Raw genomic sequence first — 12297 nt, 5'->3', positions numbered from 1 at the left:
ACTGAACGTTCCGATCCGTTTTAGCCCCATCGCCCGATGAGCTTGCCGCCGGATGCCTGGTGCCGGCAGCCGGTCAGTAAGAGCCGCGTGACATCCAGACGGCCGGCACGGTCTTGATGATGATGCGCACGTCGCCGAACAGCGACCAATTCTCGACATAGTGGCGATCGAAGGCGACACGGCTGTCGTAGGAGACGTCGTTGCGGCCGCTGACCTGCCACAGGCCGGTCAGGCCGGGCCGCGACTTCAGATAGTACACGGCGGCACTGCCGTAGATTTCCAGCTCGTCGCGCACCACCGGGCGAGGCCCGACAAGGCTCATGTCGCCCTGCAGGATGTTGATGATCTGCGGCAGTTCATCGAGGCTAAGCTTGCGCAACACCGCGCCGACGCGGGTGACACGCGGATCGTTCTTCAGCTTGCGGGTCGCTATCCACTCCGCGTTGGCGTCCGGATTGGTGGCAAGGTAGGCCGCCAACACCTTGTCGCCGTCCGGAACCATGGTGCGGAACTTCAGGCATGGGAAAATCCGTCCGCCGCGCCCGATTCGCCGATGACCGTAGAAAATCGATCCGCCGTCGGAAAATTTGACCAGCAGCGCGATCATGATGAACAGCGGGCTGAGTGCGATCAATCCTGCCAGCGAACCGGCAATATCGAAGCTGCGCTTGATGAGGCCGCCGATCGGCGGCGGAAAGTCGGTGTCAGCCTGCGAAAAGTCCGCCGTGGCCGACTTGGCAATATCCCTCATGCGGAAACTCCATGCGTTGAACGAATGGTTCACCACAAAGATATCAAAAAAATGCTGCAGCGCAACACACAATTTCCCTGCCGGCTGAAATAGTCACGTCATGAATTGACTAAATAATGAGCTCCTTATGCACAAAATTCAGGATAATTAGCAAATTTGTGACAATAACCGGGCAGGAGCGCAAAAATCGGGGCCTCTTTGAGGCGATATTTAGGCGAGAAGCGCTAAGAGCCGTTCGATCTAGCATGATAGTGCTTTAGTGGTGCGCGATACTGGGCAGAAAGCTGATAAAATACTACTCAATATTTCTAGTTTTACTATAGGCACGCGAGCGCTGGAGATAGGATCAAATCCTCTTGCGTGCATTGCACCATGGCGGAGTCGATCGCAAAAGCTCGATCAAAAATATCCGCGGTTGCCCTTGCCGCCTACTGCTCGCCTTAATAGAATTGCAAATTATACCTGTCAGAGTAGCGACAGGTAGAAAAGGCTGGAAGCAACCGGCCGAGAGTGGGCGACCTTAACAAGCTCACATCACAAGGGACGGCGCTCGGGTGGGGCAATCGTTAAACATACCCGAGCCGGATTATGGGCTGTTGGGTATGGCGCTTCCAAAATTCATCGTTGGGATGATTTTCGCTCTTGCGATCGTCGTCGCCTGGTCCTGGCTGGGCGGCGCTTCGATAGGCACGACACTGCTGCGTGTCATCATCTGCGCCGTGGTCATCCAGGCCGGCTATTTCGTCATCGTCTATGCCATGATCGCCAGGAGCGCACCGACGCCGGCCGACATGGCGCGCGAAGCTGAAAGAAAGCTGAGCGCGCCCGACGTGACCGAAGGCGAGAAGTTGGGCAATGCACGGCGCAGCCTGCACTAGTTTCCACGGGGATATGACCTGGCTTCAGGCCACATTGGCGGGTTCGGTTTCCGACTGTTCTCCCGACAGCATCATGGACAGCCGGCTCGCCGGCTTCGCCTTCAGCCGTTGATACTGCCCAACTTCCACGACACGGCCGTCTTCCATCGCCACCACCCAGTCGGCGAAGGCGATCATCGATGGCCGGTGCGCAATGGTCAGTATGGTCATCGTGCCGCGCAATCCGTCGATCGACCGGGCTATCAGTGACTGGTTCTGCCAGTCGAGTGCGCTGGTCGCCTCGTCGAGGATGAGCAGCGACGGCTTGCGCAGCAGCGCACGCGCCAGCGCGATGCGCTGGCGTTCACCGCCCGAGAGCCGTACGCCACGGTCACCGACCACCGTATCCAGCCGATGATCGAGCCGTTCGACGAATTCGCCGGCATGAGCGGCACGCAGCGCCGTCCACAAATCGTCGTCGCTGGCTTGCGGCGCGGCAAGACGTAGGTTCGCCGCGATCGTGTCATGCAGCAGGAACACGTCCTGCGGCACATAGGCGACCTGGTTGCGCCAGCGCCGGCGATTGCTGGCATCGATCTCGACGCCGTCGACAAGGATCTTGCCGGTGGTCGGCTCGAGCAGGCCAAGCAGCATGTCGGCGATCGTGCTCTTGCCCGATCCCGAGGGCCCGATCAGGGCGGTGACCTTGCCCGAGGGAAGGCCGAAGGTGATATCGCTCACCACCGCCTTGCCGGCGCCGTCGTAGTCGAAGGAGACGCCACGAATGTTCAGTCCGGTATCGAGCGACAGCTTTTGCGAATCTTCCGATTCGGCATGGCCCGGCTCGCGCTCGGCGTCGAAACGGGCCTGCAGGCTGCGCATGGCCGTATAGGCGGGCAGGTTGATCAGCACCTGCTGGGCCTGCGTCTGCATGTCCATGAAGCGCGGCGCGATGCGCATGAAAACCAGCAGCAGCACGACAATCTCGGCCAGCGACAGGTTGAAGCGGACCAGCGCCACATAGATGAACAGGCTCAAGCCGACGACGCTCGCCACCTGGAACACGGCGGTGCCGATCGAGCTGTTGCTGACATAGTTGATGTTGTCGGCCTTCATCTTTTCGAGCGTTGCCTGCAGCTGCGCGAAATAGCTGGCCTCGACATTCAGGCTCTTGGCCACCTTGATGCCACCGAGGAACTCCGAGACCGTGCGGTACTGATCCTGGCGATTGGTCGTCAGGACCCGGCCAAAGGCGGTGGCGCGCGCGCGAAACGGCTGCAGCGCTATGAACATCACGATGCCGATGACGATGGCAAACGCCGTCATGACAGGCGAGATGAACATCGAGATCACGAGATAGCCTACCAAAAGCACTGATATCTGCACCAGCATGAGCAGCGAGAAGGCGGCGCCCTGGACGCGGTCGATGTCGCCGGTCAGGGCATGGTCGAGATCCGAGCTGCGCATGCGCGAGAACACGCCCCAGCGCGCCTTGCCGATGCTTTCGAACAGGTTCATGCGCAAGCGGTTGATGAAATCAAAGAGAAGCCTGGCCATGTAGACCGACTTGAAGCGGTTGAACGCGGCCTGCACGGCAACAAGCCCGACCAGCGCGCACAGCACCGTCGTCAGCTGCAGCGTTCCGTCCGGCACCAGCCAGCGCACAAAATCATTGTTCGGCAACCGCACCGCGAAATCCTGGTCGGCGCGCCCGACCAGGTGCAGCAGCGGCACCAAAAGCAGGATGGAAATGCCTTCCGTCAGGCTGCCGAGGATCAGGAACAGCAGCGCCGTCCAGGTTCGCCGGCCGCCAATCTGGGCAATGACGGCGCCGAGCGCGGCGACATCGCGAAACAGCGACAGACGGAGGATTGAAGGCTTCGCCATGATTGCGCTCACCGCTGCCGACAGCCAGCCGCCAGATCCTTGGCTGCCAGACTCCCGGCCGCCAGATCGGTTTCGACCAACTCCACGGCCTCGCCAATCCTGTCGAGGCCGGCCGGAACTTCCAGCCGGAACACGCCGACATGGTTAGCGATTGCTGAACATTGGCGAAAATGCAGCGCCGCGAAATTGCCCGACAGCGCCGCGCGGCCGAACCGCGTCACGTAGGAAAATTTGATGATCGCCGGCAAGGCGGCGATGCCGGGCAAGGCCGTAACCGCGGCTCTTTGGCCGCGCTCGAGGACATAGATCCTGGTCGCCGGCACTGTGCCGCCGGAGAAGGCGCCGTGCAGGCGATGTTGCATCTTCTCGATCGCCGGATGCACCTGCGGCCGTACCTCCGCTTGCCCCAGCGAGATCGCGGCCGCGGCGTCGGCGGCAAGTTTGATCTGCGGAAAGCCCGGAACGATCATCGGCGCGTCCGGTTTGGCGAGATCGAGCGCCACGACATCGTCGGTAAGCAGATCATGCCCGGCCTGGATCAGAGCGCTTGCCGTTGTCGATTTGCCCGCGCCCTTGTCGCCCATGAAGATGGCGCCCTTGCCGGCCACCGCAATGGCGCTGGCATGCAGGACGAGCAGGCCACGCTGGTGCAGCAACAGCGCCAACACCGGTCCCAGCAACGGGAAGGCGAGCAGCGCGTCGTCGACGCCGGGCGCTGGCTCGATGTCGATGCGGCTGAAATCGCTGATCAGGAAGGCGCCAACGGCATGCCACGCCAGATATTGCCGGTCCGGCTCGAAGCGGAAGATCGTCGCGGCCTCGGGCGAAGGCTTCGGCATGTCGATCGTGCCGATGGCGATCAGGATATCGGGCGCCGCCGGTTCCGCCGGCTCTAGTTCGGGCAACGCCACGTCGGACGCGACGGTCAGGCCATAGGCCCGGTAGTAACGCCGCTCCTGCACCATCCTGCCATGGGGAGGAGCATCGCCAACGTAGGTGGCGAGCGGCTGGTTGCGAGGCATCATGCGGGGCTCCCGCTGTGCTGGACCTGCCGCAGCCAAAGCGACAGTGAAGCCGAACGCCAGACATACTGGACATCGAGCGGCGCTGCCTGATCGGGTTGACGCAGCAGCCGCGCATAGGCGGCGCTCACCTGTGGCAGGTTGACATAGGGCGCGATGCGATCGGCATCCGAGACCAGCAATTGTTCCAGCAGGTCGCGATGGTTGCGCACCATGCCGTTGACGAGATTGGCGGTGAAATCGATCTTGGTGCGCCGCCACTGGACTTCCGCCGGCAGGATGCCTTCCATGGCGCGGCGCAGCACATAGCGGCCAAAGCCGTGGCTGAGTTTTTCCTCGCCCGGCAGCGCCAGGCAGAATTCGACCAGCGGCTTGTCCCAGAAGGGATAGCGCGGTTCGACGCCGAAATTGGCCGCCGCCTTGTCGAGCACCTCGAACGAGTGCGGTACGTAGCCGTTGGACAGGATCCAGCGATGGCTGAGCGCGTCGCTGGCCTGGACGCCGGGCGGCATGTAGCCGGCCCGATGGAAGCGGTCGATAAGTTCGGTCCGCCTGGCCAGGTCCGGATTGACCAGGTCGCGCCAGCTGCGGCCGCGCTGCATTTGCGTGGGCTTGCGTATCTTGTTGAGAACCCGATTCGCCATCTGTCTCGCCTTGGCGATCCGCCAGGCTGGTCCGTAAAGGGTCAGGAACTGGAAATAGAGGCCAAACGTGCTGTCGCCATAGGTGTTGGAGGCGCTGCGGACCTCGCGCCAAAGGTCCAGCCACCTGCCGCCATTGGCAAGCTCGTGCAGATGGCCATGTCCCGGGGAAACGACCTCGTCGCCGCCATGGCCGTCGAGCAGCACCTTGATGCCCTTGGCGCCCGCCGTCCGGTAGATGCCGCGGGTGAGCGTCAGGCCCGGCGCCAGGAAGGTGCCTTCCTGCTCTTCAAGGACCCGCTCGAATTCCGCAAAGGGTGCGTAATTGCCGACAGGGATCAGCGTCGGGTCGGTCTTCTGCTGATCGAGCACGGCATCGATGAAGGGGCGCTCGTCCATGGGCGAGCCCTTGTCGAAAATCAGCGAGAAGGTCGGCAGCTTCGGTTCCCGATCGGCTGCTTTCTGCAGGCTGGCGACACAGGCGATCGACGAGGAATCGAGGCCGCCGCTCAGCATCGCGCCGGTCGACTGGCTTCCGCGCATACGGTTGCGCACCGATTGCGAGAACAGATGGCCGAATTCCTCCGCCGCATTCGACCGCAGCGGTCGCGCCGACGGCTCGATCTGCCAATATCGGCGCAGCACCACCTGTTGTGCGGTGACGGTGAGGCTGTGGCGCGCCGGCAGGCTGAAGATATCGCTGTAGGCGGTGGATTGCGGGTCGTCGGGCAGTCCGGCCAGGAACCCCGAAATACGGTGCTCGCTGATGCGTGCACCGACCCCGTCGAGGCCAAGCATCGGCCCGATCTCGGAGGCGAAGGCAAAGCGCCGGTCCGCCGCGTGGTAGTAGAATGGCTTGACCCCGAAATGGTCGCGCGCGCAAAACAACAGCTGCCGCTCGGCATCCCAGATTGCAAAGGCGAAATCGCCTTGCAGATGCACTGGGCTGGCTTCGCCCCAGCGCAGATAGGCCCGCATCAGCAACGTCGCGTCCGCAACCGACCTGTCGCGCATGCCCAGACGCGCCATCAGCTCGTCGCGATTGTCCAGCCGGCAATCGGCTGTGATGGCGAGCTTGCCGCCGGCCATGGTCAGCGGGCCGGGGCCGGCTTCATCCGTGGTGTTGAGCCAGGCGTGGCCAAGGGCTACGCCGGCATCCAGCCACCATGAATTTCCGTCGGGGCCGCGATGGCGCATGCGGGCCAGCATCTGCTGGATGTCGGCCGCCGCATCCGCTGGCGCGGGGCCTTGTCGCAGCAGGATTCCGGCCACGCCGCTCATCGGCTGCCGTGGTCGACCAGATGCGCGAAACCATCGATGGAGCCGCCAAGCACGACATGGTTGTCGCTGACCAACCAGGCATGCGCCTTCAACTGCTCGCCCGTGCCACGTTCGATGCCAATGCGGATGTTGGAAGCATTGCCCTGGCGCGCGAGAATGTATTGGCCCGAAAGCGCCTGGGTAAGGCAAGAGGCGCGCGGCACGAACCGTGCGGCCGCGGCAACCCCCCAGGCGACGAGCCGCAGCTCGCCCATGCTAGCGCACTGGTGGGCGTTGAGCCGGGTCACCATGCCGCGAACGCGATTGTACGAGAACAAGGTCAGTCCCAGCCGCACAGTGGCGACCACCAGCAGGCAGTGGCAAAGGAAGAGTGCTTCCGAGCCGCTCAGGGAGAGAACCCTGGCCAAGCCCAGCTTGCGGGGTCGACGGTTCGCTGGCCTCGGACGTCTTTCCGCCGCAGGTCTTTGCCGCGAAACCACGGCCTTTTGCGGAACCGGCCTAGACAAGTGCCTCATGGTGCAGCCTCGCAAGTCCGTTTTCGGCCAGGCCTTTCAGCAAGGCGTCGACGTCGGCCTTGCAGCGCTCGGCGTCGACATTGTATCGCGCAAGCACGGCGCCCCGGATATCGGCGATCGACTTCGGCTCCTGGATCAGCTCCCAGATGAACGCGCCGACGCCGTTGAGGCTGTAATAAATATTGGATTTAAGATTGAGGAGCGCGAGGCCTTCACCGAAGTCGCAAGCCACGGCGTCCTTCGTGGCGCTCACATTATCGCGCTCGGATGGGTCCCAGTTCATCCAAAACCTCGTTTGAAACACACGGTCTACGCGTCGTCAGTTCACAAGGGAAAGTCGGGGATTTTCATCCCCGGCTCCATTCACGGTCTTCAATCCTGGAGGCCCAACGTCACTCCTCCAGAACCAGGCTAGTCTCAGGAGAACGTCAGATCGCCAATCGGGGTGTGCGCCGGAAACGACGCGTCGATTGCCGTGCTGCCGCCACCACCCTGGGTGATGGTTTCAATCGAACCATGTACCGTCAGGCTGGGCGTTTCGTACTCATGCTTTTCAACATTCTGTTCCATTTTACTCTCCAATGAGGACTGGAAACGGCCTGTCGAGTGCCGTCAGCACTTTCATGCTGCGCTGCAATAGCTGCATGGCACCATTTATGAGTCAAGCCTGATTTACCTCTGGTTAATCAATTACGGGTTGCGGGCGTCACCATGCGTGTGCGAACTGCTCAAAATTCTGCCTCTATTGGGCTTAAACCGGGTGCAGTTGGGTCTCGCAGTTGGCGATTCTTTAAGCAATTGATTTTGCTTGCATAAAAAGTTGTTAGGGTTGGCGCTTTTTTAGGCGGCGCTAAAAAGACGGAATTGTTGTTAGCCGAGCGTCCTGATGGTCGGCCAAAGTGCCTCGATAGGGCTGGTATTTCAATCGCATATCTCGCTGCTTTTGGGAAAGGGAGGCAAACGCTCTGGTTGTAAAATTTCGCACTGCGAAAGGAAACGCTTTACGGCGCCGAGGTTTTTGAGGATGCTTTGCTTCGCACTTGCAGCATACGCGCCGCGTGAACCGCTTTTTGGAGACTGTGCGCTCAATGGCCTTGCCGGAAAGTTCCTATGAACGACTGCGCGCAGCTGATTGCGCCGACGAGATAGCCTATGTGCAGGCCTGCCTGCGGTTGTATTTCACCAACCCGGCGGCCTCGGCCGGCGATGTGTCGCCGCCGAACCTTTCCGCCGCCGCGATCGCCGACATCGTCAGGCTGAACAAGGTCGCCACCTTCGTTCTGAAGGCGCTGTTGCGTGCGCCGGCGGGCGACAGGCCGGCCGAACTCTTCCAGTGGCTCGACATCTATCGCCGACGCACGGTTTCGATGAATGCCGCCTGCCTCATGGATTCGATGGAGATTCATCAGGCGCTGTGCGACAGGCAGATCGATTTCGTCTTTCTCAAAGGTCCGTTCCAGCAGCATCTGCTTTATGACGACCATTTCATGAAGCCTTCCGGCGATGTCGACATCCTGGTTTCCCCCGCCGGGTTTTCCAGGGCACGCGATGCGCTGCGCTCGATCGGCTACGAGGTCGCTGGCAAGTCGCGCTCGGTCTGGTGGGTTCGTTTCCTCGGCGAGCAGCACATGATTCGCGGCAATGGGTCGAAAGCGTCCACCGTCGACCTCCACCATCGCCTCCAGCAGCCGGGCTCGCCCAGTCCGCGCGACGCTGACGGGTTTTTGCGACGCAAACTGCTGGTCGAGATCACCGGCGTCGAAGTGCCATTCACCTCGGCCGCCGACACGCTCATGTTGTCCTGCATCAGCGTTGCCAAGGCCCTGTTCAACCGCGAACCCTGCGCCGGCTATGTCTGCGACATCAGGGCCAGCGCCAACCGTCTCGACGAGGCCGATCAGCGCCGTGTGCTCGATGCGGCGGTAAGCCAGGGGCTGGACGATACGCTGCTGCTCGGCCTGCGCGCCGCCGATGTGCTGCTGGGCGGCACCGGCACGCTTTTGTCGGAGCGGGCCAAGCCGATCCTGTCGCGCATCGGCAATGAGGATTTGCTCAACATGGTCGTCGCGCCATGGCTGTCGTCGCTGCGATGGCCCCAGCGGCGAACGGTGTTGTGGGAATTGTGCGGCAGGGCTCCGGTCCGCTATCTCGCTGAAGCCGGCTGGGCGGCGTCGGCGGACATCAGCCGCCGCATCTTCGAGCGGCCGGCCAGTCCGTGATGGCGGCGGTGTCAAAATACGTACAGGGCGAGGGCATATCGGAACCTGTGCAAGAGGCAAATCCATGTCGATGACGAAATCCGAGGTCTGCGTGATCATCGCGGCCAAAAATGCGGGGCGCACGATCGCGGTCGCCATCGCATCCGCGTTGCGCGAACCTGAGGTGGCTGAGGTCGTCGTCGTCGACGACGGCTCCACCGACAATACCGCTGAGGTCGCCCGCTCCGCCGACGACGGCAATAGCCGGCTCAAGGTTATGCGCCTCGACGTCAATCGTGGCCCCTCTTTCGCCCGCAATGCCGCGATCGCTGGTTCTAAAGCGCCGTTCATCAGCATTCTGGACGCCGATGACTTCTTCCTGGAGGGCCGGTTTCGCACCCTGTTTGCCGGCGCCGATTGGGATTTCGCGGCCGACAACATCATGCTCATCAGGGACGACGCGACGAGCGACGCGACGAAAATCGTCGCCCCGGATTTTGCCGCCGATCCGGAATTCCTCGACTTCGAGCGCTTCGTCGAGGGCAACATCTCCCGGCGTAGCGTGCAAAGAGGCGAGCTTGGCTTCCTGAAGCCCGTGATCAGCCGTGCCTTCCTCGACCGGCACCGATTGCGCTACGACGAGAGCCTGCGGCTGGGTGAGGATTACGAACTCTACGCCCGCGCGGTCGCCCACGGGGCAAGGTTCAAGGTCATCCGCTCCTGCGGCTATGGCGCAATCGTGCGTGCTGATTCGCTCAGCGGCCGCCACAAGACGCAGGACCTGAAGCGCTTGGCCGATGCGGATCTGGCCCTGCTGGCGATCGACAGCCTGCCGGAAGGCTCCAAAGCGGTGCTGCGGCGGCACGAGCGGCATGTGCGCGACAAATATCGGCTGCGCAATTTCCTCGACGTGAAGGCCGAGCGCGGGCTGGCTTCGGCGGCCGCCTATGCCTTTGCAAGTCAATCCAACCTGGTCCCCATCGTCCAGGGCGTGGCGTCCGACAAGCTCGCGGCGCTGTTTCGTCGCGTTGGCCTTGTCTCCGGGCACAAGCATGTGCCTCCGCTGCGTTTCCTGATGGCCGGGACCAGTGCCGGCAAGGAGCGGTAGGGCGCTGGGAATGCCCGGTTTACCCGCCAGCAAACAAGCTCACCGCGCAAACCATTTCCATCGGATTTATGAGTTTACGAAATGGGAGGTTGCCTCATCGCTCCGACGATGGCAGTCTATGTTGCGGTGCAGCAAATTGGACGACCAACCGAACTGGCCCCCGATCGGATTGGTCCGAAGTCTCTCCCGTCAGCGGAGTTGGACGACGCGGTACGAGTTTTTCAGCCCCGGTTGCGGGGATCGGCCAGGTGTCCGGCAGGCAAGCCGGCGATGACAGGAATCTAAGCCCATGGCCTCGATATTCGGCTTCAGATCAAGGGATCCGGCCCGCGACCGGCAGGCCGACATTGCGCGCCTCGATCGGCTGGCGAAGCTGTTCGAGCAGATCGCAGCCGAGATCGAGGCTGAGAGAACCGGCCTGGAGAGCCGCTACCGCAAGACGGCGACCAACGCGGCCTTCCTCGTCGAAGCCATGGAAAACGGCTCGGCCTCGCAGAAGCGGTCATCCGAAGTCAGCGCGCTGACAGAGTCGATCCTGAATTGCGAGCGCCGCATCGCGGCGCTGTCGCGCCAGAACGGCATGATGAAAGAGCTTCGTCATTCGCTGGATATGGTTTTCGACGAGAACGGGAGCTCCGATTCGGCAGCCGCGGTCGACTTCGGCAGGCCTGCGGGCACCCGCCGGGCGTGACCGTGAAGGCGCGGGAACTGCTGCAAAGATGTGATGCGAGACAGGAAGGGACTTCGGGAGGGTCAAAGAGGAGGTCAAGGTTGGCCCGTTTGGAAGCGGTTCAAACGTCGACTTTGGGTTGGGGACACACAGCACAAAGGTGAGTTTGGTATGAATTCGGATCCGAAAACCACGTCCACGACAGCAATTGACGCATCGCCCTTCGCGCATCTGACCCGGCAAACGGGCCTGCGGCGGTTGGGTTTGATAGGCGCGCTCTTGCTGTCCGCTCTTGGCAGCCTCCCGGCGGCTCCCGCCCATGCACAGGATATCCAGTCCGCCCCCTCTTTCGTCGATGATTTCAAGAGCTTCGATCGGTCGCGCTGGTATGTGTCCGACGGCTGGAACAACGGCAGCCACCAGAATTGCACCTGGTCGAAGGGACAGGTCAGCCTGACCGACGGGGTGCTGGCGCTTGGCTTCGAAAAGCAGCAACTGAAAGATCGAGAATTTACCTGCGGCGAGATCCAGACCAAGCAGCGCTTCGGTTATGGCACCTATGAGGCGCGGCTGAAGACCGACACCGGTCCCGGCCTCAATGCGGCGTTCTTCTCCTATATCGGCCCGTCCGACAAGCAGCCCTGGGACGAGATCGATTTCGAGATCCTGACCAAGGACACCTCCAAGGTGCAGGTCAACGCCTATATCGACGGCAAGGGCAAGAACGAGAAGCTGGTCGATGTGCCGGGCGGTACCGACAAGGCCTTCAACGACTACGCCTTCGTCTGGGAAAAGGATAGTCTGCGCTGGTACGTCAACGGCCAGCTGGTGAACACCATCACCGATCCGACAAAACTGCCCAGCCATGCGCAGAAGATATTCTTCAGCCTTTGGGGCAGCGACACCATGAAGGGCTGGATGGGCGCGTTCGCCGATCCTGGCCGCAAGCTTTCGCTGCAGGTCGAACGCGTTGCCTTCACCGCGCTTGGCGAGCCATGTCAGTTTCCAGAATCGCTCGTATGCAGCGTAAAAGAGTTGGGAAAGACGAATTGAACCGGCCGGACCGAAAACGGATCACGGCCCTGGACAGGAATGAAACCGAATGAACTTGACGGTGTTTGGAATTGGCTATGTCGGCCTCGTGCAGGCGGCGGTGCTTGCCGAGGTTGGCCACCAGGTTGTTTGCGTCGACATCGACGCGAGCAAGGTGGAACGGCTCAACCAGGGCTTCGTCCCGATTTTCGAGCCAGGCCTTGAGAGCCTCGTCAAGGAAAACCACGCCGCCGGTCGTATCAAGTTCACCACTGATGCCGCCGCTGCCGTCAGGCACGGCGAAATCCAGATGATCGCGGTCGGCACGCCGCCCG

13 protein-coding genes are annotated in these 12297 nt (G+C 61.9%); 6 read left to right on the top strand and 7 right to left on the bottom strand.

The features are described from left to right. Positions 1 to 73 precede the first annotated feature (73 nt). Positions 74 to 751 carry a sugar transferase gene (locus A3A9_RS0129365; protein ID WP_027061824.1) on the bottom strand — a complete coding sequence of 226 codons (678 nt, stop codon included), beginning with the start codon at positions 749 to 751 and terminating at the stop codon, positions 74 to 76. A 602-nt stretch (positions 752 to 1353) separates the two neighbouring features. Between A3A9_RS0129365 and A3A9_RS0129360 the strand changes: the two genes are divergently transcribed. Next, positions 1354 to 1629 (top strand): hypothetical protein, encoded by a 276-nt coding sequence (locus A3A9_RS0129360; RefSeq protein ID WP_027061823.1) that lies wholly within the window; start codon positions 1354 to 1356, stop codon positions 1627 to 1629. A 24-nt stretch (positions 1630 to 1653) separates the two neighbouring features. Here the strand turns inward: A3A9_RS0129360 and A3A9_RS0129355 are convergent, their stop codons facing one another. The 6 genes from A3A9_RS0129355 to A3A9_RS43075 form a co-directional block, all read right to left on the bottom strand. After that, positions 1654 to 3495 carry an ABC transporter ATP-binding protein gene (locus A3A9_RS0129355; protein WP_033838864.1) on the bottom strand — a complete coding sequence of 614 codons (1842 nt, stop codon included), beginning with the start codon at positions 3493 to 3495 and terminating at the stop codon, positions 1654 to 1656. Between the two features lie 8 nt (positions 3496 to 3503). Continuing rightward, positions 3504 to 4520: a serine kinase gene (locus A3A9_RS0129350; RefSeq protein WP_027061821.1), complete on the bottom strand. Its 1017-nt coding sequence runs from the start codon at positions 4518 to 4520 to the stop codon at positions 3504 to 3506. After that, positions 4517 to 6439 (bottom strand): lasso peptide isopeptide bond-forming cyclase, encoded by a 1923-nt coding sequence (locus A3A9_RS0129345; protein WP_027061820.1) that lies wholly within the window; start codon positions 6437 to 6439, stop codon positions 4517 to 4519. The genes A3A9_RS0129350 and A3A9_RS0129345 overlap by 4 nt, the downstream gene beginning before the upstream one ends. Then, positions 6436 to 6846, bottom strand: a complete 411-nt coding sequence (locus A3A9_RS0129340) for a lasso peptide biosynthesis B2 protein (RefSeq protein ID WP_245279149.1) — start codon at positions 6844 to 6846, stop codon at positions 6436 to 6438. The genes A3A9_RS0129345 and A3A9_RS0129340 overlap by 4 nt, the downstream gene beginning before the upstream one ends. Before the next feature lie 91 nt (positions 6847 to 6937). Further along, positions 6938 to 7237, bottom strand: a complete 300-nt coding sequence (locus A3A9_RS0129335) for a PqqD family protein (protein ID WP_027061818.1) — start codon at positions 7235 to 7237, stop codon at positions 6938 to 6940. A gap of 134 nt (positions 7238 to 7371) precedes the next feature. After that, positions 7372 to 7524, bottom strand: coding sequence for a lasso peptide (locus tag A3A9_RS43075; RefSeq protein ID WP_010913078.1), 153 nt, complete (start codon positions 7522 to 7524; stop codon positions 7372 to 7374). A gap of 518 nt (positions 7525 to 8042) precedes the next feature. Here A3A9_RS43075 and A3A9_RS0129325 point away from each other — a divergent pair. The 5 genes from A3A9_RS0129325 to A3A9_RS39675 all read left to right on the top strand — a co-directional run. Next, on the top strand, positions 8043 to 9173 hold the full coding sequence (locus A3A9_RS0129325) for a nucleotidyltransferase family protein (protein ID WP_027061817.1): 1131 nt from the start codon (positions 8043 to 8045) through the stop codon (positions 9171 to 9173). 64 nt (positions 9174 to 9237) lie between these two features. Then, on the top strand, positions 9238 to 10260 hold the full coding sequence (locus tag A3A9_RS0129320; RefSeq protein ID WP_027061816.1) for a glycosyltransferase family 2 protein: 1023 nt from the start codon (positions 9238 to 9240) through the stop codon (positions 10258 to 10260). A 289-nt stretch (positions 10261 to 10549) separates the two neighbouring features. Continuing rightward, positions 10550 to 10951: a hypothetical protein gene (locus tag A3A9_RS0129315; RefSeq protein WP_027061815.1), complete on the top strand. Its 402-nt coding sequence runs from the start codon at positions 10550 to 10552 to the stop codon at positions 10949 to 10951. Positions 10952 to 11101: 150 nt separating this feature from the next. After that, complete coding sequence (locus A3A9_RS0129310) at positions 11102 to 11983, top strand: family 16 glycosylhydrolase (RefSeq protein ID WP_027061814.1); 882 nt, start codon at positions 11102 to 11104, stop codon at positions 11981 to 11983. A 49-nt stretch (positions 11984 to 12032) separates the two neighbouring features. Next, the coding region (locus A3A9_RS39675) for a 3-hydroxyacyl-CoA dehydrogenase NAD-binding domain-containing protein (protein WP_033838863.1) at positions 12033 to 12297 on the top strand (265 nt) is incomplete at its 3' end.

The sequence above is a fragment of the Mesorhizobium loti CJ3sym genome, from assembly GCF_000472785.1.
Lineage (GTDB): Bacteria > Pseudomonadota > Alphaproteobacteria > Rhizobiales > Rhizobiaceae > Mesorhizobium > Mesorhizobium loti_E.
The sequence above is the reverse complement of the archived record's forward strand: the minus strand, read 5'-3'. Positions and strand labels throughout refer to the sequence as shown.